Genomic DNA, 23,845 nt, shown 5'->3' on the forward strand with positions numbered 1-23,845 from the left:
TTATCCCCGCTGGGCTGCGAAGCAGCCCCTGGCTTTCGATCTGACGGACTGCGGCGGCTGATATTTCTTGGGGCCGCTTCGCGCCCCAGCGGGGATAAATCCCCTCGCCACAGGTACAGCGTTCGGCGGGGGGGGTTACAACGACTCCAAGCACCCCGCCAGATCATTGCCCAACTTCTCCAACAACTGCTCATACCCCTGTGCCGTCGCCGGGGTATAGCCGCCCAGTGCATCGAGCTCCGCCAACTTCACCGGCAACCCGGCCACCAGGGTTTCGGCCAGGCGCGGGCGCAAGGGCGGTTCGCTGAAGACGCAGGTTTTGCCCACGGTCTGCAAGCGCGTGCGCATCGCCGCTACATGCTGGGCACCGGGCTGGACTTCGGCGGCCACGGCGAACACCCCGGCGTGCTTGAGGCCGTAGTTGTCTTCGAAATAGTCGAACGCTTCGTGGAACACGAAATACGGCTTGCCCGCGACCCCGGCCAGACGTGCCTTGAGGCGTGTGTCCAAGGCATCCAGACGCTGGTTGAAGCCCTTGAGGTTGCTTTGATAGCGGGCCGCGTTGGCCGGATCCGCCGCGCTCAGGTCAGCCGCCATCTTGGCGGCGATCACCCGCGCGTTGAACGGCGAGAGCCACAGGTGGGCATCCACGGTGCCGGGGCGATGATCGTGATCGTGCTCATCGCCATCATGGTCATCATCCTCGTGGGACGCGCTGTCCTGGGCGAAGTGACGCAACTTGAGCCCGGGCAGATCCTGGATGGCGACGGAGGGCAGCGTGCGACCGTTGAGCACCCGCGGCAGAAAGCCTTCCATATCGGGGCCGATCCAATACAGCAGGTCCACCGACTGCACCTTGCGTACATCCGATGGCCGCAACGCATAGTGATGCGGCGAAGCCCCTGGCGGCAGCAACACCTCTGGAACGGCCACGCCGTCCTGCACGGCGGCGGCAATCAGTTGCAGCGGCTTGATGCTGGTGAGCACCTTGACGTCGGCCTGGGCCGAGCCCATCAGTAGAAAACTTGCGACAAAAGCGACAAAGAGCGAAAAAAATCGGGACACGATGACCACTCGTAGAGGCGAGAACGGGTAACATAATAACGTCTCTCACTAAACTCGTCGCTGCCCATGCCTATTACACCCCTTGCCAGTCGTCCCCACGATCACTCTCACTGCGTGCACACCGCGCTGTCCGAGGCCGACGCCATCTGCGCCCGCCAAGGGTTGCGCCTGACCGCTTTGCGTCGGCGCGTGCTGGAATTGGTCTGGCAAAGCCACAAGCCACTGGGTGCCTACGACATCCTCGCCGTGCTCAGTGAGCAGGACGGCCGCCGCGCCGCGCCGCCGACGGTCTACCGGGCGCTGGATTTCCTCTTGGAAAACGGCCTGGTGCATCGCATTTCGTCGCTGAACGCCTTCGTCGGCTGCAACCATCCGGAGCACGCCCACCAAGGCCAGTTCCTGATCTGCCGCGAATGCCACGCCGCCATCGAGCTGGAACAGAAGTCCATCAGCGATGCCATCATCGCCAGCGCCAAGGAGGTCGGCTTCGTGGTCGACACCCAGACCGTCGAAGTGGTCGGTCTCTGCTCCGGCTGCCAGGGGGCCTGATGAGCAATGCGTTGATCCGCCTCGAACAGGTGGCCGTGACGTTCGCCGGACAGAGCGTGCTGGACAACATCCACCTGAGCGTCGAGCCGGGGCAGATCGTGACCTTGATCGGCCCCAACGGTGCCGGCAAGACCACCCTGGTGCGCGCGGTGCTGGGTTTGCTCAAGCCCGACAGCGGCAGCGTGTGGCGCAAGCCGCGGCTGCGGGTCGGCTACATGCCGCAGAAACTTCATGTCGATCCAACGTTGCCGCTGTCCGTGCTGCGCTTCCTGCGCCTGGTGCCGGGCGTTGATCGTGAGCGAGCCTTGGCGGCGCTCAAGGAAGTAGGGGCCGAACAGGTGATCGACAGCCCGGTGCAAAGCGTGTCCGGTGGCGAGATGCAGCGCGTATTGCTGGCCCGTGCCTTGTTGCGCGAACCCGAACTGCTGGTGCTCGACGAGCCGGTGCAAGGGGTCGATGTAGCGGGGCAGGCCGAGCTGTACAGCTTGATCACGCGCCTGCGCGACCGCCACGGCTGCGGTGTACTGATGGTCTCCCACGATTTGCACCTGGTGATGAGCACCACCGACCAGGTGGTCTGCCTCAACCGCCACGTCTGCTGTTCCGGGCATCCCGAGCAAGTCAGCGGCGATCCGGCCTTCGTCGAGTTGTTCGGAAAAAACGCACAAAGCCTGGCGATTTATCACCACCACCATGACCACGCCCATGACCTGCATGGCTCGGTGGTCCGTGCCCCTTCTGCTTCCAATCATGTTCATGGAGATGGCTGCAAGCATGGCTGATTTTCTGTTGTACGCCCTGCTCGCAGGCCTGGCTCTCGCGATGGTCGCCGGCCCCCTGGGCTCGTTCGTGGTCTGGCGGCGCATGGCCTATTTCGGCGACACCTTGTCCCACGCAGCGTTGCTCGGCGTGGCCTTGGGGTTTCTGCTGGACGTCAGCCCGGCGGTGGCGGTGACCGTTGGCTGCCTGTTGCTGGCGCTGGTGCTGGTGACCTTGCAACACCGCCAGCCGCTGGCGTCCGACACGCTGCTGGGTATTTTGGCGCCGAGCACCCTGTCCCTCGGGCTGGTGGTACTAAGCTTCATGCATGACGTGCGGATTGACCTGATGGCCTATCTGTTCGGCGACCTGCTGGCGATCAGTCCGACGGACCTGTCGTGGATCCTCGGCGGTAGCGCGGCGGTGCTGCTGTTGCTGGTGGCGCTCTGGCGGCCATTGCTGGCCGTTACCGTGCACGAGGAACTGGCCCGGGTCGAAGGCTTGCCGGTGCTGGGGTTGCGACTGGCGCTGATGCTGCTGATTGCGGTGGTCATCGCGGTGGCGATGAAAATCGTCGGGGTGTTGCTGATTACTTCATTGCTGATTATCCCGGCGGCTGCGGCACAGCGTCACGCCCGCTCCCCTGAGCAAATGGCCCTGGGCGCGAGCCTGCTGGGCATGCTCGCGGTGTGTGGCGGCCTGGCACTTTCCTGGTTCAAGGACACCCCGGCCGGACCGTCGATCGTGGTCAGCGCCGCCGCGTTGTTTCTGCTGAGTTTTGTCCTGCCTCGTCGAGGGGTGTAGACTTGCTCGCTTTTTGCGCAAATAGAGAGTCGCAGGAATGAAGCCGTTCGCCTCCCGTTATCTGCTCCTTGTCGCATTTTCCCTGCTGCTGGGCGCTTGCCAGAGTACACCGCCGGTCACCCAGGCCCCCGATACGCGGGGCCCGGCCATCGCGCAGTTCGAACAAAGCCTGGCCAGCAACGAGCTGGCCACCGCTGAAGACCAGTTGGCCGCCTTGCAAGCCCAGTCACCCGAAGACCCGTCGCTGGAACCCTACCAGCGGCAACTGGCCGAGGCATATTTGCGTCGCAGCCAGATCGATCTGCAAAAAGGCGACGTCAACGCCGCCGCCACCGCCCTGAGCCGTGCCCGAGCCTTGATGCCCAAGGCCCCGGCGCTCACCGGCGAGGTCAACAGCGCCATTGCCGAAGCCCGCAAGGCCGACCTGGAAAAAGCCGAAGCCGCCCTCCAGGCCGCCGAAGCCAAACCGGTCGCCAAAGTGATCGACCCCAGCGCACCCAGCACCACGGTTGCGCTTAACCTCGCCGATATACAGCAAATGCGTCGACAACTGGATGCCATCGCCGCAGACGTGGTGAATTATCAATGCGACGTCAGCATCCAGGCGCCGCGCACCGATGATTATCCATGGTTGGCGACGTTGCTGACCAAGCGGGTCAAGAAACTGGACCCGGGGTTTGATTTGAAACTGCAAAAGCAGATTTTGCGCAGTGCGCCGGCGCAGATGGTGCTGACACCTCGCAAACCCTAAGAGCATCGCGGGCAAGCCTTGCTCCCACAGGGCAACTCCCACAGGGCAATTTGTTCCCTGTGAGAATTGCTCCCTGTGAGATTTGCTCCCTGTGAGAGTTGCCCCCTGTGAGAATTGCTCCCTGTGAGAGTTGATCCTGTGGAGCTGATCTGTGGGAGCAAGGCTTGCCCGCGATAACGCCCTACCAGACACCAACTCTCCTTAGGCTGGAACCGCCTTGGCCCTGGGCTCCCGCGTCCAAACCCGATGCTGAGCAATCGCCGCGAAAAACCGCGAAAAACCGCTCGCATCCGCATCTTCGATCAACCCCGCATCCACCTCCAGCTTCAACTCCACCAACAACTGCCGGGCCTCACCATGAAGCCCAATGGCTTTCAGATGCTTGTAGGCCTCCAGCACGTAATGCAACGCCACGCCGTCGCGACTCAAGGCCTTGATCGATTCCGCGCCACCGGGCACGAACACCGCGTCAAAGGCAATCGACGGCAAGCCTTCCATGGACGCATCCACCGCCAGGGTTTTCCCATCGACCGTGGTAACCGGCGCCGAAGTCGGCCCCAGCACTTTGGTGTGGGCGCCCTCGGCCTTAAGGGCCTGCTTGAGCGCATCGATGATCGCCCCATCGACACCGTCAGCCACCAGCACCGCCACTTTTCGCGTCTTGATGTCGCCGGACAGCAGGTTCGCCTGGCTCAAGGCCGGGGATTGCTCCAGCGATGGGGTTGGCACATCGACGGTGCCAGCGGCAGGCGCCGGTAGCCCGAGGTTTTTCGCCACTCGCCCGGCCAGTTCCAGATCGATGTTGGCGAGAATCTCATTGACCTGCCGCGCCCGTATGAACTCACGCTCCACCTTGCCCAGCTCGAAACTGTAGGCAGCGATGATGTGCTCCTGCTCATGAGGGCTCATGCTCTTGTAAAACAACCGCGCCTGGGAGAAATGATCGGCGAACGAATCGCTGCGTTGGCGGATCTTGTAGGCGTCGATGCGCTCTGGATAACTTTCAAAACCGCCGTCTTCCGGGCCGGGCGGGGTTTCCTTCGGCCAGCCGCCGTCGATGGAGTTCGGCTCGTAGGACGCGCGCCCCTTGTCGATAGTGGTGCGGTGCATGGCATCGCGCTGGCCGTTGTGTACCGGGGTGATCGCACGGTTGATCGGCAGCTCATGAAAATTCGGCCCGCCGAGTCGGCTGATCTGCGTATCGGTGTAGGAAAACAGCCGCCCCTGCAGCAATGGGTCGTTGGAAAAGTCGATGCCCGGCACGATGTGCCCGGGGCAGAACGCAACTTGCTCCACTTCGGCGAAGAAATTGTCCGGGTTGCGGTTCAACACCATCTTGCCCAGGGGCGTGATGGGCACCAGCTCTTCAGGGATGATCTTGGTTGGGTCGAGCAGGTCGAAGTCGAATTTATGCTCGTCTTCCTCGGCGACAATCTGCACGCCGAACTCCCATTCCGGGTAGTCGCCCATCTCGATCGACTCCCAAAGATCGCGACGGTGGTAGTCAGTATCTTTACCCGCCAGCTTCTGGGCTTCGTCCCACACCAATGAACACGTCCCGGCTGTAGGGCGCCAGTGGAATTTAACGAAGCTGCTTTTGCCTTCGGCGTTGATCATGCGGAAGGTGTGCACACCAAAACCCTGCATCGAGCGCAGGCTTTTTGGAATGGCCCGGTCAGACATCGCCCAAATCACCATGTGGGCCGATTCCGGCACCAGCGAGACAAAATCCCAGAACGTGTCGTGAGCCGAGCCGCCTGTAGGAATTTCGTTATGGGGTTCGGGTTTTACCGCGTGGACAAAGTCAGGAAACTTCACCGCGTCCTGAATGAAAAACACCGGCATGTTGTTGCCCACCAGGTCGAAGTTGCCTTCGTCGGTGAAGAACTTCACTGCAAAGCCACGCACGTCGCGCACGGTGTCGCCGGAGCCGCGTGGGCCTTGCACAGTGGAAAAACGCACGAAGACCGGGGTTTTCTTGCTCGGATCTTGTAGGAAACCGGCCTTGGTCAATGCCGAATGCGCGTCATAGCTCTGAAAATAACCATGGGCGCCGGTCCCACGGGCATGGACGATGCGCTCCGGGATACGCTCATGGTCAAAGTGCGTGATTTTTTCACGCATGATGAAGTCTTCCAGCAGCGAAGGGCCGCGGGGGCCAGCGCGCAGGGTGTTCTGGTTATCGGCGATCTTCACGCCCTGATTGGTGCGCAGCGCCTGTTCGGTGGCGTCGGAGCGAAACTGCTCCAGGCTCTCGAGCTTGGCGTTGGTGTTGCCGCGATCCAGCGTGTCGGTCCCGGCCAGTTGGCTCTTGTTGACCGTGGGTTTTTGGGTACTCATCAGGCATGACTCCTCTTTGCGTTCCTCGCCGTGGCCAGGAATCTGAGTTCGATGCCGCAGGTGCATGACCCCGGCATTTCGAGTGGCTTAATGAGTGACCGATGCCGTTTGGCTGTGTTCCTTTTTTATGGCCATTGATCGCGTTATTGCCAAATGACAGGTCCGATCGCAAATAAATGCTAAGAACCTCTATACAGACAGGCTAAAATGCGCGCCCGGCTAACCGCTGATCCTTTTCCAACGCGCCCCACAAGGTTCGCTACGTGATCGAGTTTCAAGACGTCCATAAAACCTACCGAGTCGCCGGTAGGGATATCCCCGCCCTGCATCCGACCAGTCTGACGATTGAGAACGGTCAGGTCTTCGGCCTGATTGGCCATTCCGGTGCGGGAAAAAGTACCTTGCTGCGCCTGATCAATCGCCTGGAAGATTCCACGGGCGGCAAGATCATCGTCGACGGCGAGGAAGTCACCGCCCTGGACGCCAGCGGCCTGCGCCGCTTCCGCCAGCAGGTCGGGATGATTTTCCAGCACTTCAACCTGCTGGCGTCCAAGACCGTGGCCGACAACGTGGCGCTGCCACTGACGTTGGCGGGCGAATTGTCCCGCAGCGAAATCGACCAGCGCGTCGCCGAGTTGCTGGCGCGGGTAGGGCTGTCCGACCACGCCAAGAAATATCCGGCGCAACTGTCCGGCGGCCAGAAGCAGCGCGTCGGCATCGCCCGCGCCCTGGCAACCAAACCCAAGATCCTGCTGTGCGACGAGGCCACCAGCGCCCTCGACCCGCAAACCACCGCCTCGGTGCTGCAACTATTGGCGGAGATCAACCGCGAACTGAAGCTGACCATCGTGCTGATCACCCATGAAATGGACGTGATCCGCCGCGTTTGCGATCAAGTGGCCGTGATGGACGCCGGCGTGATCGTCGAGCAAGGCCCGGTGGCCCAGGTGTTCCTGCACCCCAAGCACCCGACTACCAAGCGTTTCGTCCAGGAAGACGAGCAGATCGACGAAAGCGAACAGCGCGACGATTTCGCTCACGTGCCCGGGCGCATCGTGCGTCTGACGTTCCAGGGCGAAGCGACCTACGCGCCATTGCTCGGCACCGTCGCCCGGGAAACCGGTGTGGACTACAGCATCCTGGCTGGCCGCATCGACCGCATCAAAGACACCCCCTACGGGCAACTGACCCTCGCCGTCACCGGCGGTGACATGGAGGCGGCGTTCGCCCGCTTCACCGCGGCCGATGTCCACATGGAGGTGCTGCGCTAATGGAACTGCTCAATTCGTTCTTCTCCAACATCGACTGGCTGGAAATCTGGCTGGCCACCGGCGACACCTTCCTGATGCTGTTCGGTTCGCTGCTGTTCACCGTGCTGCTCGGCCTGCCGCTGGGCGTGCTGCTGTTCCTGTGCAGCCCGCGCCAGTTGCTCGAGGCCAAGGGCATCTATGCGCTGCTGTCGCTGGCGGTGAACATCTTGCGCTCGCTGCCATTCATCATTCTGTTGATCGTGATGATTCCGTTCACGGTATTGATCACCGGCACCTCCCTGGGCGTGGCCGGCGCGATCCCACCGCTGGTGGTCGGCGCCACACCGTTCTTCGCCCGCCTGGTGGAAACGGCCCTGCGCGAAGTCGACCGCGGCATCATCGAAGCGACCCAGGCCATGGGCGCAACGACGCGGCAGATCATCATCAACGCCTTGCTGCCGGAAGCCCGCCCGGGCATTTTTGCAGCGATTACGGTGACAGCAATTACGCTGGTGTCCTACACGGCCATGGCCGGTGTGGTCGGCGCTGGTGGTTTGGGCGACCTGGCGATCCGTTTCGGATACCAGCGTTTCCAGACCGACGTCATGGTGGTCACGGTGGTGTTGCTGCTGGTGCTGGTGCAGGTCCTGCAGACCGTAGGCGACAAACTGGTTGTGCATTTCTCTAGAAAATAAGGCCTCGCGGCCAATAAACCATGAGCCGGCCATTCGCTGGCAGGTGCCAAGAGCAGGCGCCCCACAAGGAGTTAGCTGAATGAAAAAACTACTGGTTGCCTTCGCTGCCGCCGCAGCATTTTCCGCCCACGCCGCCGACACCCTGACCGTCGCGGCCACCCCGGTGCCGCACGCGGAAATCCTCGAATTCGTCAAACCGGCATTGGCCAAAGAAGGCGTGGACCTCAAGGTCAAGGTCTTCACCGACTACATCCAGCCGAACGTACAAGTCGCCGAAAAGCGCCTGGACGCCAACTTCTTCCAGCATCAGCCGTACCTGGATGAATTCAACAAGGCCAAGGGCACCCACCTGGTGAGCGTGACCGGTGTGCACCTGGAACCTCTGGGCGCGTACTCCAGCAAAATCAAGAAACTCGACGAACTGTCGAGCGGCGCCAACGTGGTGATCCCGAACGACGCCACCAACGGTGGCCGTGCGCTGTTGTTGCTGGCTAAGGCTGGGGTGATCAAGTTGAAGGATTCGAACAACATCCTGTCGACGACCAAGGACATTGTTGAGAACCCCAAGGACTTGAAATTCCGTGAACTGGAAGCAGCGACCATTCCGCGGGTGCTGACCCAGGTGGACCTGGCGTTGATCAATACCAACTATGCGTTGGAAGCCAAGCTTGATCCTTCCAAGGATGCGCTGGTGATTGAAGGTAACGACTCGCCGTATGTGAATATCCTGGTCGCCCGTGAGGATGACAAGGACAGTGAGTCGATGAAGAAGCTGGTTGCGGCGCTGCATACGCCGGAAGTGAAGGCTTTTATTCTTGAGAAGTACAAAGGCGCGGTTTTGCCGGCGTTTTGATCTGATCAGGTGGTGAAAAAACGGGGCTGCGTGGGAATGCAGGCCCGTTTTTTTGTTTAGGCTTTATTTCCTGTCGCAGAACAAATTTACTTTGAACGAAAGTAACGAATGGCGAAGCTTGCTTTTTGGAGTGCATAAAAAATCAACACAGATAAAATTATTATAGCTATCACAACCCCAGCAATATTGACACTTGCTACAAACTGCACGTAGATCGACAGAAAAATCACAAGAACAATGTAGCTTGCCAAGATTTTATTTCTGATGACTAACAACAGCGGAATTACAGTAATGAAGAGTGCGTGGATAAGCACCACGAACAGTATCTCCGCACTTAGCTGATAAGGAATGCTTCCAGACCTTGCTTGCTCAATTATTATCATGGCTTCATACAGAAGAATCTGTACGGCTCCAACGACAGTGATGCTGATTCCCATAAGGGTTAAGGCATGAATTTTTTTGGTGTTCATCGTGCTTTCCAAGAGACGGATGCTAGGTCAATGAATGTCTCAACGAAAACCCGACGCGTGGCGTCTGATTTTCGTTGAGAACTGTAGCTATCGCGGATCGACGTTATCCAACACCCGATTCGCCAGCAATGAACTCAATTCGATCAATTGCTGGATGCCGAGAAGGATATGACGGCGCGGACCTTCCAGGTCGAAGGCCAGGTTGCTGACCATCGCGTCGGCTGCCGCCAGGGTTTCGCTGAGGTTGGCGAGGAGGGATTCGTTGTCGGCGTTTTTGGCGACGGTGAAGAGTTGGCCCGGTTGGGACGCATCTTCGGACTTTTCCGGTTTGGGTAGCAGGTAGTAATCCAAGGTGCGTTTGGCGGCTTCGTCGTGTTTTTTGGCCTCGGATTTGACGGGGCCTGTCTTTGGAGGGTTCGGAGTAGGTTTGAACATTGGGACTTTCCTATAGTAGGGCCGCCACCATCTCGCTACTAAACAAAAGGAGGCAGCTGTGCGCAAGTTAGTAGACCGGTAAAGTCACCAAACCCGGCGCGCCCGAAGGCGCCTTGCGCACAGCCACCATCAAGTGCAGGCAAACGCCTGACTGGATGACACTCATGCAACCGTAGATGACTAACCGAGCTACTAAACCCGACCACTGATGAGCAGTGGCAGGGAAACGATAGAACCCGGGAGCAAGGCGCACAAGCGGGCGGATTCTGGCGTAGTTGTAGGCAATGGCGCAAGGATGTGTAGCTTGGTGGAAGGGTGGTGCAGGAGGAATAAACAAAACGTTGTGTTGCCTTGAAACTCGGAGCCAGAGGGCCCGTTTTTGCTCACTGGGACAGGCATCGACGCGGTTTTTCTGTAGGAATGAGGAGGCTGCCCCTGTAGGAGCTGTCGAGTGCAACGAGGCTGCGATCTTTCCCCTCGGTACTGAAATGCCCAGTTGATCAGGTCGATCAAGCGGCCGGCGGCGCGGCAGTCATCAGCATTTGCGCCCTTGTTCGGGCCGAATGAACCATTAGGATCTGCTTCATTGTTCTACAACCCGCATGATAAATTCCCCGCCGCGCCCACTAATGAATAGAGGGCATTCAGGGAGAGAAGTAAGTGATCAAGTCTTTGTTGGTTGGGGCATTGCTGGCCATGGCATCAGCATCGGCCTCTGCGATGAGTTGCGATAACCCTAGAAACGCCTATGACAGAACCTATTGCGCGTCGCTGAAAATGGTTCAGTCGGATCAGGACATCAACGATCAATACAAGAAGACGATGAGTGCGCTGAACCCGGATCAAAAGAAAAAGGTGAAAGCCGCTCAAATCCAGTGGATCAAGATTCGCGACAACGCCTGTTCCAATAATGGCCTGCTCTACCTGGACTGTGCCAATGAGAAGACCGAGGCGCGAATCGTCATACTCAAAGCTGTCGAGCGCGAGTGCCGTGCTGCCGGTTGCGACGACGCCAAGCTGTCGCAAGTCGAGTAATCCGTAAACGATGAGCACGTCTTCAACATTGCGCTCCATCCCTTTTGCACCCGTGACTCACTCGCGGGTCGGAATGAGCTGCCGAGGGCAGCTGACATATATCGCCAAGAAGAAGCGATAGGCCAAGCGAAAAGTCCAAGAAAAACCCGACGTATAGCGTCGGGTTTTTCTTGGGCGGGTTCATCCGCTATCGCGGCTCAATTTCGGAGCTAAAGGGCCGGTTTTAGCTATGGACGCATTACACAACGCTGCAAGTCGATTTGCCCGCAGCCATGTTTTACTGACGTTCTGTCACGTCCAAGTTGTAACGTATGCTCACGCGCCTTCAAGGGCGATCCGTACCGAGAGCCGTATACATAATGTCCTTCGCTGAGCTGAAATCCTTCCACATGGTCGCCCGCCTGGGCAGCATCACCCAGGCGGCGAAGAAGCTCGGCCTCAGCCAGCCCACGGTCACCACGCAGATCCGCAGCCTCGAAGGGCAGTACGGCGTCGAGCTGTTCTACCGGGGTGGTCGGCGTCTGACCCTGAGCGATGAAGGCGTACGCTTGCTGCCCATGGTGCAACAGTTGCTGCAGCAGGAGGCCGATATTGAGTTCTTCTTGCGCAACTGCGGCCAAGTACAAGGTGCCCTGCGCATCGGTGCCACTGCGCCTTACTACATGCTCGACCTGGTGCGGCGCTTCCGCGAGCAACTGCCGCAGTGCGAGGTGACCCTGGAGATCGGCAATTCTCAGCAGGTGATCGAGGCACTGGAAGACTACCGCGTAGACCTTGCCGCCTCCTCGCTGTTGGTCGAAGACCCGCGACTGACCCGCCTGCTGTTGGGCCACGATCCACTGGTGTTGGCCGTACACCGTAGTCACCCATTGGCCGCGCGGGAGCGCGTGCCGCTCGCGGCCCTGGCCGGGCACTGTCTGCTGATGCGCGAGAAAGGTTCGACCACTCGCGTGCTCACCGAGCAACTGCTGCGCGACGCTGGCGTGGCGCTGGGCTCGTTGCTGGAGATTGGCAGCCGCGAGTCGATCCACGAAGCGGTGCTGCGCAATATCGGCATCAGCATCACCGCCCGCCACGAGGTGCCGGCCAGTGCCGAGCTGCGGGTGATCGAACTGGAAGGCGCGCCGCTGATTGCCGAATACCTCTATTGCCTCAAGGAGCGCCGCAGCGCGCGCCTGCCGGCGACCTTTCTTGCGCTGGCGCGGGAAGCCGCGGGCACCTCGTAAGACGCCTCGCTGCCCTCGCGCCGGGGCGCAAACACATCGCCTACACAAATCCGCCGATGCCACTATCGGCAGCTTTTGCCCAACTGCCATAAAGCTTTAGCACCCTGCGTCCAGGATGGACCTCGTATTCCACCGACGAGGTTCCGCCATGGCTACGGTCAGCTTGCAACTGCACGACATCCACAAGGCCTTCGGCGCCTTTCAGGCGCTGGACGGGGTGTCGCTGGACGTCTCTGCTGGCGAGCTGGTGTGCCTGCTCGGCCCCTCGGGCTGCGGCAAGACCACCCTGCTGCGCTGCATCGCCGGGCTGGAGCGCCAGGACCGCGGCACTCTCTTGTTCGGCAATCGTGATGTCTCCACGCTGCCACCGCAGGCGCGCGACTACGGCATCCTGTTCCAATCCTATGCGCTGTTTCCCAATCTCACGGTGGCGCAAAACATCGGTTACGGCCTGGCCGGCAACAGCCGCGAGACCCTCCGCGCGCGGGTCGCCGAGATGCTTGAGCTGGTCGGCCTCAAGGGCAGCGAGCAGAAATACCCCGGCCAGCTCTCCGGCGGCCAACAACAGCGCGTGGCCCTGGCCCGTGCCCTGGCGCCGGCACCCCAGCTCCTGCTGCTGGACGAGCCGATGTCGGCCCTCGACGCTCGCGTGCGCGAACACCTGTGCGGTGAGCTGCGCCAACTGCAGAAGAGCCTGGGCATCACCACCGTGATGGTCACCCACAACCAGGACGAGGCCATGCTCATGGCCGACCGTATCGCGGTGATCAATCACGGCCGGGTCGAGCAGTACGCCACGCCCCAGGAGATCTATCGCGCGCCCGCCACGCCCTTCGTTGCCGAGTTCGTCGGCCAGGGCAACTGGCTGCCCTACGAGCGCGACGGCGAGCACGCCCGGGTTGGCGAGCTGAGCCTGCGTCTGCATGGCGTCCGTCCGGCCGAACGCGGTCGCCTGTTCTGCCGCCCCGAGGCGGTGGTGGTCAACCCGCCGGTGCATGAAGACAACCTGTTCAGCGCACAGATGCGCGAGATCACCTTTCTCGGCAATCGCTGCCGCCTGAGTTTCGAGCTGGACGCCCTGCCGGGTCATGCCCTGCTTGCCGAGCTGGCGCCGGACGCCATGCCGCGCCTGGCCGCCCCGCATATCTGGGTGGCCCTGCCGCCGCGCAGCCTGCAAGTGTTCGCCTGATGGAACAGGTATTGCTGAGCAAGCCCCAGGCCGGCGCGCGGCGCCTGCCTGCCGACCTGGCCGACCGGATATTCGTCCACGGTGGCCAGTGGTTGCTGCTGGTGCTGCTGGTGCTCGCCGTGCTGCTGCCGCTACTGGCCATGCTTTGGCGCGGCTTCGCCAGCGAGCCCGGGCAGGGCGGAGGGCTGACGGCGGCGGCCGAGTTGTTCGGCAGCGCCAACTTCCGCTGGCTGCTGGGCAACAGTCTGGCGGTTTCGCTGACCGTGGCCGCTATTGTCGTGCCGCTGGCCTACGCCTTCGCCTATGCGCTGCAGCGTACCTGCGTGCCGGCCAAGGGCCTGTGGCGCGGTATTTCCCTGCTGCCGCTGCTGGCGCCGTCGATACTGCCGGGCATCGCGCTGATCTACCTGTTCGGCAACCAGGGCGCGCTCCGGCACCTGCTCACGGACAATATCTATGGCTTCTGGGGCATCGTCATCGGCGAAGCCATCTACACCTTCCCGCATGCGCTGATGGTGCTGCTTTCGGCCCTGGCCCTGGCCGATGCGCGCCTGTTCGACGCCGCTTCGAGCATGGGCGCTTCACCCTGGCGGGCATTTCGCAGCATCACCTGGCCGGGCAGCCGACAGGGCGTGTTCGCCGCCTTCTGCCTGGTATTCACCCTGTGCATCACCGATTTCGGCGTGCCGGTGGTGGTCGGCGGCGATTATCAGGTGCTGGCGCTGGAAGCCTACAAAGCGGTGGTCGGGCAGCAGCAGTTCGGCCGCGGCGCGCTGATCGGCATGGTCCTGCTGCTGCCGGCGCTGTTGAGCTTCACCGTCGACCTGTGGCTGCGCCGCCGTCAGCGCGAGGCAATGAGTGGTCGCGCCCAGGTTTACCGCCCGCAACCGTCGCGACGCCGCGACCTGGCCTTCCTCGCCGTGGTGCTGCTGATCTGCGCGGCGCTGCTCGGCGTGTTCGGCATGGCGATGTACTCGTCGCTGGTCAAGTTCTGGCCCTACGACCTGTCGCTGTCGCTGCATCACTACGCCTTTTCCGAACTCCCCGGCGGCTGGCAGGTGTACCGCAACAGCCTGCTGCTGGCCGGTTGCACCGCCGTGTTCGGCAGCCTGCTGACCTTCACCGGCGCCTACCTGCTGGAGAAGACCCGGCAGAGCCCGCTGACCCAGGTCCTGCGCCTGCTCAGCTTCGTGCCGATGGCGGTGCCGGGGTTGGTGCTGGGCCTGGGCTACGTGTTTTTCTTCAACCTGCCGGGCAATCCGCTGCACGGCCTGTACGGCAGCATGACCCTGCTGGTGGCGTGCACCATCGCGCACTTCCTGACCACCGCGCAGTTGACCGCCAGCGCCGCGCTGCGTCAGCTCGATGGCGAGTTCGAGGCCGCCGCGCTGTCGCTGAAGGTGCCGCTGCTGCGCCACTTTTTGCGCGTCACCCTGCCGATCTGCTTGCCAGCGTTGCTCGACATCCTGCGCTACCTGTTCGTCTCGGCGATGACCACGGTGTCGGCGGTGATCTTCCTCTACAGCCCGGACAGCCTGCTCGCCGCCATCGCCGTGCTGAACATGGACGACGCCGGCAATGTCGGCGGCGCCGCGGCCATGTCCACCCTGATTCTGCTCACCTCGGCCGCGGTTTCGCTGCTGCTGGCGGGGGCCTCACGCGGCGTGCTGCGTCGGGCCCAAGCCTGGCGCACGGCCGCCGGCCATTGATTACCCTGGAGACTGCCATGCACTACCAACACCCCGACCGCCTGCACGCGGCCATTCTCGACTGGGCCGGCACCGTGGTCGATTTCGGCTCCTTCGCGCCGACCCGCATCTTCGTCGAGGCCTTCGCCAGTTTCGACGTCGAGATCAGCCTGGAGGAGGCGCGCGGGCCGATGGGCATGGGCAAGTGGGACCACATCCGCGCCCTGTGCAACCTGCCGGCGATTGCCGAGCGCTACCAACGCCGCTTCGGTCGCCTGCCGAGCGACGAAGATGTGACGGCGATTTATGAGCGCTTCATGCCCTTGCAGATCGCCAAGGTCGGCGAGCACTCGGCGCTGATCCCCGGCGCGCTGGCGTGTATCGCCGCCCTGCGCGAGCGCGGGCTCAAGCTCGGCAGTTGCTCCGGCTATCCCAAACAGGTGATGGACAAGGTGGTCGAACTGGCCGCCGCCAATGGCTATAGCCCCGACCATGTGGTCGCCACCGACGAGGTGCCGAAAGGCCGGCCAAGCCCGGCCCAGGCGCTGGCCAACGTCATCGCTCTGGGCCTCGACGATGTGGCCGCCTGCGTCAAGGTCGACGACACCGAGCCGGGCATCCTCGAAGGCCACAGCGCCGGCATGTGGACCGTGGCGCTGCGCTTCTCCGGCAACTTCCTGGGCCTGGACTGGGCGCAGTACCAGGCCCTGACGCCCGCGCAGCGCGAAGCCGAGCGCACACGCATCGACGCGCTGTTCGCGCCGAGCCGGCCGCACTACCTGATCGACACCCTCGCCGAACTGCCGCCGGTGATCGACGCGATCAACGCTCGCCTGGCCCGGGGCGAAAGCCCGCAAGCCAGCTGAATTCGAACAACCAACGCCACGCAATGCCAACCAAGGAGCTCTTCATGTTCAAACGTACCGCTCTGGCCGCCGGGCTGCTCGCCGCTTGCGCCCTGCCGGCCCAGGCCAACACCGAGCTGACTGTGTACACGGCCCTCGAAGTGGAACAACTGGCCGCTTACAAGACCGCCTTCGAAAAGCTGCACCCGGATATCGAGATCAAGTGGGTACGCGATTCCACTGGCATCGTCACCGCCAAGCTGCTGGCCGAGAAGGATCGCCCGCAGGCCGATGTGGTCTGGGGCCTGGCCGGCTCCAGCCTGGCTGTGCTCAAGCAGCAGGGCATGCTCCAAGCCTACGCCCCGGCCAACCTGGACAAGATCGGCGCCAACTACCGCGACGCCGCCAACCCGCCGGCCTGGGTCGGCATGGACGTGTGGGCCGCGACCATCTGCTTCAACACCATCGAGGCCGAGAAGCAGGGCCTGCCCAAGCCCACCAAGTGGGAAGACCTGACCAACCCGGTGTACAAGGGCAAGATCGTCATGCCCAACCCGGCTTCGTCCGGCACCGGCTACCTCGACGTCAGCGCCTGGCTGCAGACCTTCGGCGAGCCGCAGGGCTGGGCCTACATGGACAAGCTGCACCAGAACATCGGCCAGTACACCCACTCCGGCTCCAAGCCGTGCAAGCTGGCCGCCGCCGGCGAGTTCCCCATCGGCATCTCCTTCGAGTACCCGGCTGTGCAGCTCAAGCGCAAGGGTGCGCCGCTGGACATCGTCCTGCCGAAGGAAGGCCTGGGCTGGGAGATCGAGGCCACCGGCATCATCAAGGGCACCGAGCAGTTGGAAGCGGCGAAGAAGCTCGCCGACTTCTCCGCCAGCCGCGAGGCCATGGACCTGTACAAGGCGAATTTCGCCGTGCTGGCCCAGCCGGGCATCGCCGAGCGCTTCCAGGAGCTGCCCGCCGATTACGAGCAGCGCCTGATCAAGAACGACTTCGCCTGGGCCTCGGAGAACCGCGACAAGATCCTCGCCGAATGGCGCAAGCGCTACGACGGCAAGTCCGAGCCGGTAGCCCAGTGACGTGACCGGCACAATCCTGCTGGTTGGGTGACGCGGGTTTGCTGCACGGCTCTCCCGCCAGCCTTGCCAGAGCGATTGTGCCCATCACTGCTACCCGTTGATTCATCCGGCTGCATTGGCGGCCGCCTTTTTCGTTCCAGGAGTTTCCCCATGAGTCAGCACGACTGCGATCTGTTGATCGTCGGTGCCGGCATGCTCGGCCTCGCCCATGCCTGGGCCGGCGCCAAGCGCGGCCTCAAGGTCCGTGTGTTCGAGCGCAGCCACACGCCGCTCGGCGCCTCCATCCGCAACTTCGGCCAGGCCCTGGTCACTGGCCAGGCACCCGGCGTGATGCTCGACCTGGCCCGCCAGTCCCGCGGCCTGTGGGCCGAGCTGGGCCAGGCCGCCGGTCTGCAGCTCAAGCAACAGGGCTCACTGTTGTTTGCACGCAGCGAAGCCGAAGAAGCCTTGCTCGAAGCCTTCTGCGCAGGCCGCGCCCGTGAACAGGGCTACCGCGTCGAGCTGCTGCGCGGCACCGCCCTGAATGAGCTGTACCGCGGACGTTTCGCCCACCATCGCGCCGCCCTGCATGGCCTCGACGACCAGCAGCTGTATTCCCGTGAGGCGCTGCCGCAGATCGTCGAATACCTGCGCGGGCTGGGCGTGCAGTTCCACTTCTCCACCCTGGTGCGTGACGTCGAGCCAGGTAGCGCCCTGACCAGCGCCGGAAGTTTCAGCGCCAGGCACATCGTGGTCTGCTCCGGACATGATTATCAGACGTTGCTGGCCGAACCGCTGGCCGCGCTCCAGCCTTCGGTGTGTCGCTTGCAGATGCTGCGCGCCCGCCTGCAACAGCCGCTGGACCTGCAACACGCGGTGCTCACCGGTCTGAGCTGCGTGCATTACGGCGCCTTCGCCGATCTGCCGGAAGCCGAAGCCATCCGTGCGCAGATCCGCCGTGAGCAGCCGGAACTGGAAACCCACGGCATTCACCTGCTGGTCAGCCCGACGCCCCATGGCGAGGTGATTATCGGCGACTCCCACGACTACGGCAGCGACGCCTCGCCGTTCAACGCCGAGGGCGTGGACGACCTCATGCTGGCGCTGGCCGAGCACACCCTGGGCGGCAAGCTGCAGGTGCTGGAACGCTGGCAGGGCGTATACGGCTCGCGCGGGCCCGGCCCGTTCAGCGTGGTGCAAGCCGGGGCAGGCGTCAGCGCCGTACTGATGCACACAGGCCTGGGCATGAGCGTCGGCCTGGGCCTGGGTGAGCGCAGTCTGGCGGCGTTGCTCGGCGAAGAAGAATGGCCGCAAGCGTGCGTCGCATGAGCGCGGAGCAGGCGGTGGCCGAGCTGTTTGCCCTGTGCCGTCAGCAGGCGCAGGCGGACTATATCGGCGAAGCGGTCAGCCAGCTCGAACACATGGTCCAGGCCGCCGAGCTGGCGCGTGACGAAGGGGCGGACGAGGAGCTGGTGCTGGCTGCTTTCTGCCACGATGTCGGGCACTTCTGTGCGCCGCTGACGGCGCAAAACTCAATGGCCGGCCTGGGCCGTCGAGGTCATGAGCGGGTGGGTTCAAACTGGTTGCTGGGGTTGGGCTTCTCCCAGCGCCTGGCGGGGCTGGTGGCGCGGCATGTAGACGCCAAGCGTTACCTGAGCTGGCGCGAACCGGCTTATCTGGCAGGGTTGAGTGAGGCCAGCCGGCAGACCCTGGACTGGCAGGGTGGGCCGATGACGACCCGTGAAGCCGAGGCCTTCGAGGCCGACCCGCTGTTTGCCGACAGCCTGCGTTTGCGCCGCTGGGACGAGGCGGCCAAGGTCGCCGGGAGACCTCCAACCGATCTCAGCGATTTGGAGCTGCTTGCGATACGTGTTCACCAGGCGGCGATACCTTGAGGGATCCTCAGGCGCAGGCCCGGTTATCACTTGTATCGAAAAGGACCGACCGGTGAAATAAAGCAAACCCGACACAAGATGTCGGGTTTGCTTTTTGGAGGACGTTTACTTGCTATCGCGGATCAACGGTATCCAACACCCGATTTGCCAGCAATGAACTCAGTTCGATCAATTGCTGTATACCGAGAGCAATGTGACGGCAGGAGCCTTCCAGGTCGAAGGCCAGGTTGCTGGCCATCGCGTCGGCTGCCGCCAGGGTTTCGCTGAGGTTGGCGAGGAGCAGGCGTTGATGCGGTTTGTCTGTAGGAGCGCTGGGCTGCGCCCTGTAGGAGCTGTCGAGTGCAACGAGGCTGCGATCTTTCTCCCGACACCTGAGTTTCAAGCGAAAGACCAAAGGATCGCAGCCTTCGGCAGCTCCTACAAAAGCTCAGTGGGGCAGTGAGATATTTCGCTAAATCAGCTCGTCACAGTAATTCAGTTGTTTGCGTTGGTGGCAGGGTGCCACAATCGTTTTTTTGGTCGCGTCATAAACCAGGTGGTTCAAATGGATGGCCCAAGACTGCGCAATGGCCAGGATTTTGTCATAGCCGAACAGGTGCGAACCGACCGACTGCAGCAACTGTTCCGCCAATCCGTTTCTGCGGTTTTAGGTAGTTACCTGGCTGCCATCATGCTGATTTGGCTGTGTTGGGATCGGTTTGAGCACAGCGCTATTTTTTGGTGGCTGGCCATCCTGACCGCATCGACGCTGGTGCGTATCGCGATGTTCGTTGCCTATTTCCGCAGCGACGAAAGTCAGCGCACACCTGAACATTGGGAGCGCAAATACTGGGTCACGCTGGTGCTATCCGCCAGCATCTGGGGCGGTGGGGCGTTTGTGCTCATGCCGGCGGACGATCTGTTGTCGCAGGCGTTGGTCATGCTCTTTACGGTTGGTATGTCCGTCAGCGCCGTGTCCTGCTACTCGGCCTATCGCGATATGACATTGGTCTCCATCGGCGTGGTGTTGCTGCCGTGCACCGTCTGGCTGCTGTTTCAACCGTCTGCGATTCAAGTCGGCATGGCACTTTCGATTTTGGTGTTCATGGCATTTGCGGCCCGTGCCACGCACAAAATGTCCCAGGCACTGGAAATCGCCTTTCGACTCACCCGTGAAATGGAACAGGCGAACAGCATTTCAACCCGCGCCGCACAAACCGATGAACTGACCGGCCTGAAGAGTCGACGAGCATTTTTCGAGCATGCCCAGCAGCTTTACAACGAATGCAAGGCCAAGCGGCAAGGGTTGTGCGCGGTCATGTTGGACATGGATCACTTCAAGCACATCAACGACACCTACGGCCATCAGGTGGGCGATCAGGTATTGCGCCAGATGGGGGCAGTCATCAGTTCATCGTTTCGGACAACGGATATCCTCGGTCGGCTCGGTGGTGAAGAGTTCGCCATTTTGCTTCCGGACACGTCCATTGAGGTTGCCACCCAGATAGCGGAACGGCTCATCGATACCATCGCGGGTTTGATGATCGAGCCTGTTCACCATATCTCAGCCAGCCTTGGCGTCGCATCGACGCAGGCTTGTAATAAGGATCTTCACAGCTTGATGAATGATGCGGATAAAGCCCTGTATCGAGCGAAGGCGCAGGGGCGTAATCGGGTGGCTGTTGCTTAGTCGGGTTGGCTTTGCCCAGCGCGAAACCAAAAAAAACGCCAATTCGGCGGTTTTTTTGTATCAGCAGAAAATCAGGTTCTGGCACCAGCCATTCGGCCAACGGGCTCAAGCTCCTTACCTTTGGCGAGGCTTACCGACAAGAATTGGCGCTCTATAGTGGTCGCGCAGCCAGCCAGACGGCGAGCTTCCGCTTGGTACTGAGCTGCAAGCAATGGCTTTGGAGTATGCTTGGAAGCCTTCATAGAAAACTCACAATAGAATTGGGGCTCATGTTATGCCTCGTTCACCGCTATAACAAGGCGCCGCTGGTCGTCGAAATCGAAGCCCAGATACTGGTACCACTGGACAGCGCCAGGGTCAGGCTCAAAAATCTCAATCTCCCGAAGCTTCAGCATTCGCGCATATCGGCTGATCGCGATCAAGACTAAACCGGCCACTTCGCCCTTTAAAGGGTGAGTGGCGTCAGGCTTGCCCTCCAAGAGGACAACCTTGATTGACAAGGTGCTTGATTTTGGCGTGGAAAAGCAAAGCCCACATAACTCTTGGTCATACCACAGAGAAAGGTCAAACGCTTTCCCGTCGCGATTCTTCCAGACAGGTATTTCCTCCCATGGATAAAGTTGGGCTTCTGAGCCCCATAGATTGCATTGGTCGAGTGCCTCTTGGGTTATCGGCTCGTATCTTATCCGCTCAGCATCGATACCTTTCTCTGATAGTGCCTTAGGATCATCCACCAAAAATTCTTTAGCGAGCTGCATTGCGGTCGAGCGGAACACCTGATGCTTGAAGTTGCTAATGCGTGGTCGTTTCATGTGGTGGATACGATGATGGACAGGGCGAAAAAACAATAGAGTCCGGGGGCGAGGCACACAAGCAGGTGGGTTCTGGTGTGGTTGTAGGCAAAGGCGCAAGGATGTGTGGGCTGGCGGAGGCGTAGTGTTCTGCTTATGAATTTCCCTCTCTTTGAAGGCCTGCAATTGCGCTGGTCCTGCTGATCCCCCCTAGCACCTCCTTCCCCTGGCTCACCTCGCAGCTCACCCGGGCTGGCGACATTGCAAATGCCTAAAAATAAATTTCCTTTTAGATCAATTAGTTAATTCGCAATCAGTAAATTTCTCAAAATTTATCTTGCGCGCTAACTATTCATCCGTTAACTTTATCGCAACTGGTTAGTGCGCAAACATTTAGCGCAACCAATCTCGATCCAACCCATCAGCAATAGAGGAAACACCATGAACGTTCTCTACACCGCAGTCGCAACCTCCACCGGTGGCCGTGATGGCCGTGCTGTTTCCAGCGACAAGATTCTCGACGTGAAACTGGCCACTCCAAAAGCCTTGGGCGGTGCGGGTGGTGAAGCCACCAACCCCGAGCAGTTGTTCGCTGCCGGCTACTCCGCCTGCTTCATTGGCGCATTGAAGTTTGTCGCCAGCCAAAGCAAACGCAGCATTCCTGCCGACGCCTCAATCACGGCACACGTTGGCATCGGCCAGATCCCTGGTGGTTTCGGTCTGGACATTGATCTGCACATCAACCTGCCAGGTCTGGATCAAGCCGATGCCCAAGCGCTGGTCGACGCGGCTCACCAGGTTTGCCCGTATTCCAACGCGACACGCGGCAACGTCGACGTCCGTTTGCACGTCACCGTCTAACTCACTTTATCTACGAATAAAAAGGATCAGGACATGAACACGCTCAGCAAAACGCTCATTGGCTCGCTTCTGGCACTGTCGCTCGGTAATGCGTTCGCGACTTCTTCTGTTCAACCTACGTTCGCCGAGGGTGGTTCGGATCGCCTGATCGAAAGCCGCGTAGCCGAAGGCGGCTCGGATCGACTCATCGAAAACCGCGTAGCCGAAGGCGGCTCGGATCGACTCATCGAAAACCGCGTAGCTGAAGGCGGCTCCGATCGACTCATCGAAAACCGCGTAGCTGAAGGCGGTTCGGATCGCCTGATGGAAAACAGGGTGGGCTGAACAATCCCTTCACCACTCCGTAAGCCGGTCGAATCAACCTATGTTGCTTCCAAAACAAAAAATGCCGCTTATCTCTCATGAGGAAGCGGCTTTTTTGCAACGTGTCACGGATCCTAAACGATGCAAAGTGTTCCCCCTCGGTCGCATACTTTTCTGCCGTGCAAACCATGGCCGACTTTTCAACAGAATCGGCAAAACAGCTGACATCAGCCCATCAACTGCATGATATTTCTCCGAACATTATTTTCACGAAAACAGCACCTCATTGTGTCGAGAAGATAAATAGCTTTTAGCCATCAACCGCTAATAGCCAATGACTCTAAGAACTGCATAGCATATTTTTTAAAGCTAACTAATCTCGTAATCGCGCAACGGATGAAGGACGTATCGCGCACCTACTATGATGGATCTATTAAAGGACTATCCCATGGAAAGCTTCGCTATCGCAGCTTCACAAATCAACTGGAATGGCGGCCAACGAATCACTTTGAATCCGGGTGATACCGCTACCTGTACCACTTTGCGCCCTGGTCAGATTTACGGCATTTTCATATATAACTCTGCTAACAGCGACAACAATGCCGCCGTAAGTGTTGTATGGAGCAATAGCCAGCCTCCTGCAACAATTACTGTTCCAGGCACCACGGCCAATGCCGGCTTGGCCTCTCTGGGCTTTGTTTCTGGCAGTGACACTCAGACCGTTTCAGTTTCGCTACCCAGCAACAGTGGCATTGCTCAGGTCGAACTGTGGTTGGGCAGTACCAGCATGCCGACCAACACCAGCGGACTTAGCAATAACGCATTGCAGGCTAACGGAGAGCAGTACCCGTTCAACAAATATAATCGCTATTATGCGGTGCCTCCTTCGAAGTGGATGAATCTGACAATCGTCAGCAAGATCACTCAGTTTATTTCGTGCCAATTCCGAGAAGCTGCTGCTACTGTATTTGTTGTCAATGAAACATCCAACGGCCTGCTGGCTGGCCAAGTCACCAATATTGGACCTACTGCTTCGGAAAAAGGCGCAGTGACCATTGTTGCGACGCAGATTCAGAATATCAGTAACAACTTGCAAGGAGACGGTACGCAGTGGGTCTGGATGGACGCTGATAGTCAACAAGACTCTACGAGCGCCAGCATTTCTCTACAATCACTTTAAAAGGCCAGCCGGCTAAAACAGAAGAGTCACGCGGTGCGTGGCTCTTTTTATTTAATGCAGTAACTTCCTAGCGCCTGGGCGTCATTAATTGCCTTGGTTTCGCATGCTCCCACTTTTCACGATGCTCT

At 60.4% G+C, this 23,845-nt stretch carries 24 protein-coding genes and 1 pseudogene; 19 read left to right on the plus strand and 6 right to left on the minus strand.

The window, feature by feature from the left end; translation table 11 throughout:
- Positions 1-135 precede the first annotated feature (135 nt).
- Complete coding sequence (gene znuA / locus AC09SL_RS11205; protein WP_058544823.1) at positions 136-1,065, minus strand: zinc ABC transporter substrate-binding protein ZnuA; 930 nt, start codon at positions 1,063-1,065, stop codon at positions 136-138.
- 66 nt (positions 1,066-1,131) lie between these two features.
- Between znuA and zur the strand changes: the two genes are divergently transcribed.
- The 4 genes from zur to AC09SL_RS11225 are packed head-to-tail and all read left to right on the plus strand — an operon-like array spanning position 1,132 to position 3,928.
- A complete protein-coding gene (gene zur, locus AC09SL_RS11210) occupies positions 1,132-1,614 on the plus strand; it encodes a zinc uptake transcriptional repressor Zur (protein ID WP_058544822.1) in 483 nt (160 codons plus the stop codon).
- The gene (znuC, locus tag AC09SL_RS11215; protein ID WP_058544821.1) at positions 1,614-2,396 is read left to right on the plus strand and encodes a zinc ABC transporter ATP-binding protein ZnuC; all 783 of its coding nucleotides are present in this window, start codon (positions 1,614-1,616) and stop codon (positions 2,394-2,396) included. The genes zur and znuC overlap by 1 nt, the downstream gene beginning before the upstream one ends.
- Positions 2,389-3,177 carry a zinc ABC transporter permease subunit ZnuB gene (gene znuB / locus AC09SL_RS11220; RefSeq protein WP_058544820.1) on the plus strand — a complete coding sequence of 263 codons (789 nt, stop codon included), beginning with the start codon at positions 2,389-2,391 and terminating at the stop codon, positions 3,175-3,177. Before znuC ends, znuB begins: the two co-directional genes overlap by 8 nt.
- A 37-nt stretch (positions 3,178-3,214) precedes the next feature.
- Positions 3,215-3,928, plus strand: coding sequence for a PA5502 family lipoprotein (locus AC09SL_RS11225; protein WP_058544819.1), 714 nt, complete (start codon positions 3,215-3,217; stop codon positions 3,926-3,928).
- A 201-nt stretch (positions 3,929-4,129) separates the two neighbouring features.
- Here AC09SL_RS11225 and katE read toward each other — a convergent pair whose 3' ends face one another.
- Positions 4,130-6,334, minus strand: a complete 2,205-nt coding sequence (gene katE, locus AC09SL_RS11230) for a catalase HPII (protein WP_269203538.1) — start codon at positions 6,332-6,334, stop codon at positions 4,130-4,132.
- A 197-nt stretch (positions 6,335-6,531) separates the two neighbouring features.
- On the opposite strand from katE, the gene AC09SL_RS11235 reads away from it, so the two are divergent.
- From AC09SL_RS11235 to AC09SL_RS11245, 3 genes are all read left to right on the plus strand, one after another.
- Positions 6,532-7,539 (plus strand): methionine ABC transporter ATP-binding protein, encoded by a 1,008-nt coding sequence (locus AC09SL_RS11235; RefSeq protein ID WP_058544817.1) that lies wholly within the window; start codon positions 6,532-6,534, stop codon positions 7,537-7,539.
- Positions 7,539-8,213: a methionine ABC transporter permease gene (locus tag AC09SL_RS11240; RefSeq protein WP_058544816.1), complete on the plus strand. Its 675-nt coding sequence runs from the start codon at positions 7,539-7,541 to the stop codon at positions 8,211-8,213. The genes AC09SL_RS11235 and AC09SL_RS11240 overlap by 1 nt, the downstream gene beginning before the upstream one ends.
- A 79-nt stretch (positions 8,214-8,292) precedes the next feature.
- Positions 8,293-9,066 carry a MetQ/NlpA family ABC transporter substrate-binding protein gene (locus AC09SL_RS11245; RefSeq protein WP_058544815.1) on the plus strand — a complete coding sequence of 258 codons (774 nt, stop codon included), beginning with the start codon at positions 8,293-8,295 and terminating at the stop codon, positions 9,064-9,066.
- Positions 9,067-9,152: 86 nt separating this feature from the next.
- Here the strand turns inward: AC09SL_RS11245 and AC09SL_RS11250 are convergent, their stop codons facing one another.
- Positions 9,153-9,536: a hypothetical protein gene (locus AC09SL_RS11250; RefSeq protein WP_058544814.1), complete on the minus strand. Its 384-nt coding sequence runs from the start codon at positions 9,534-9,536 to the stop codon at positions 9,153-9,155.
- An 87-nt stretch (positions 9,537-9,623) separates the two neighbouring features.
- The gene (locus AC09SL_RS11255) at positions 9,624-9,971 is read right to left on the minus strand and encodes a DUF6124 family protein (protein ID WP_058544813.1); all 348 of its coding nucleotides are present in this window, start codon (positions 9,969-9,971) and stop codon (positions 9,624-9,626) included.
- 660 nt (positions 9,972-10,631) lie between these two features.
- Here AC09SL_RS11255 and AC09SL_RS11260 point away from each other — a divergent pair.
- The 8 genes from AC09SL_RS11260 to AC09SL_RS11295 all read left to right on the plus strand — a co-directional run bounded on the left by AC09SL_RS11260 (position 10,632) and on the right by AC09SL_RS11295 (position 18,913).
- Entirely contained in the window at positions 10,632-11,006 is a 375-nt protein-coding gene (locus tag AC09SL_RS11260; RefSeq protein WP_081264422.1) for a lysozyme inhibitor LprI family protein, read from the plus strand.
- Between the two features lie 359 nt (positions 11,007-11,365).
- Positions 11,366-12,232, plus strand: coding sequence for a LysR family transcriptional regulator (locus tag AC09SL_RS11265; RefSeq protein WP_058544812.1), 867 nt, complete (start codon positions 11,366-11,368; stop codon positions 12,230-12,232).
- Positions 12,233-12,380: 148 nt separating this feature from the next.
- The gene (locus tag AC09SL_RS11270; RefSeq protein ID WP_116643533.1) at positions 12,381-13,421 is read left to right on the plus strand and encodes a putative 2-aminoethylphosphonate ABC transporter ATP-binding protein; all 1,041 of its coding nucleotides are present in this window, start codon (positions 12,381-12,383) and stop codon (positions 13,419-13,421) included.
- Positions 13,421-15,130 carry a putative 2-aminoethylphosphonate ABC transporter permease subunit gene (locus AC09SL_RS11275; protein ID WP_058544810.1) on the plus strand — a complete coding sequence of 570 codons (1,710 nt, stop codon included), beginning with the start codon at positions 13,421-13,423 and terminating at the stop codon, positions 15,128-15,130. Before AC09SL_RS11270 ends, AC09SL_RS11275 begins: the two co-directional genes overlap by 1 nt.
- 17 nt (positions 15,131-15,147) lie before the next feature.
- Positions 15,148-15,975, plus strand: a complete 828-nt coding sequence (gene phnX / locus AC09SL_RS11280; protein WP_064106853.1) for a phosphonoacetaldehyde hydrolase — start codon at positions 15,148-15,150, stop codon at positions 15,973-15,975.
- A 44-nt stretch (positions 15,976-16,019) separates the two neighbouring features.
- Positions 16,020-17,039: a putative 2-aminoethylphosphonate ABC transporter substrate-binding protein gene (locus AC09SL_RS11285; protein WP_058544856.1), complete on the plus strand. Its 1,020-nt coding sequence runs from the start codon at positions 16,020-16,022 to the stop codon at positions 17,037-17,039.
- Positions 17,040-17,189: 150 nt separating this feature from the next.
- Positions 17,190-18,347: a TIGR03364 family FAD-dependent oxidoreductase gene (locus AC09SL_RS11290; RefSeq protein WP_058544809.1), complete on the plus strand. Its 1,158-nt coding sequence runs from the start codon at positions 17,190-17,192 to the stop codon at positions 18,345-18,347.
- Positions 18,344-18,913, plus strand: coding sequence for an HD domain-containing protein (locus tag AC09SL_RS11295; RefSeq protein ID WP_058544808.1), 570 nt, complete (start codon positions 18,344-18,346; stop codon positions 18,911-18,913). The genes AC09SL_RS11290 and AC09SL_RS11295 overlap by 4 nt, the downstream gene beginning before the upstream one ends.
- Before the next feature lie 112 nt (positions 18,914-19,025).
- On the opposite strand, the gene AC09SL_RS11300 is transcribed toward AC09SL_RS11295, so the two are convergent.
- Positions 19,026-19,295 carry a DUF6124 family protein gene (locus AC09SL_RS11300; RefSeq protein WP_133247231.1) on the minus strand — a complete coding sequence of 90 codons (270 nt, stop codon included), beginning with the start codon at positions 19,293-19,295 and terminating at the stop codon, positions 19,026-19,028.
- A gap of 162 nt (positions 19,296-19,457) precedes the next feature.
- Here AC09SL_RS11300 and AC09SL_RS11305 point away from each other — a divergent pair, with 162 nt between their 5' ends.
- A complete protein-coding gene (locus AC09SL_RS11305) occupies positions 19,458-20,582 on the plus strand; it encodes a GGDEF domain-containing protein (RefSeq protein WP_058544806.1) in 1,125 nt (374 codons plus the stop codon).
- A gap of 272 nt (positions 20,583-20,854) precedes the next feature.
- Here AC09SL_RS11305 and AC09SL_RS11310 read toward each other — a convergent pair whose 3' ends face one another.
- On the minus strand, positions 20,855-21,394 hold the full coding sequence (locus AC09SL_RS11310; protein ID WP_058544805.1) for a hypothetical protein: 540 nt from the start codon (positions 21,392-21,394) through the stop codon (positions 20,855-20,857).
- A 420-nt stretch (positions 21,395-21,814) separates the two neighbouring features.
- On the opposite strand from AC09SL_RS11310, the gene AC09SL_RS11315 reads away from it, so the two are divergent.
- From AC09SL_RS11315 to AC09SL_RS11325, 3 genes and pseudogenes are all read left to right on the plus strand, one after another.
- Positions 21,815-22,234 (plus strand): organic hydroperoxide resistance protein, encoded by a 420-nt coding sequence (locus AC09SL_RS11315; RefSeq protein WP_003196182.1) that lies wholly within the window; start codon positions 21,815-21,817, stop codon positions 22,232-22,234.
- Positions 22,235-22,267: 33 nt separating this feature from the next.
- A pseudogene (locus tag AC09SL_RS11320) lies at positions 22,268-22,552 on the plus strand (hypothetical protein); the annotation flags it as partial.
- Between the two features lie 433 nt (positions 22,553-22,985).
- The gene (locus AC09SL_RS11325) at positions 22,986-23,717 is read left to right on the plus strand and encodes a hypothetical protein (RefSeq protein WP_058544855.1); all 732 of its coding nucleotides are present in this window, start codon (positions 22,986-22,988) and stop codon (positions 23,715-23,717) included.
- The last annotated feature ends 128 nt before the right edge of the window (positions 23,718-23,845 follow it).

The organism is Pseudomonas sp. PF05 (assembly GCF_056521845.1).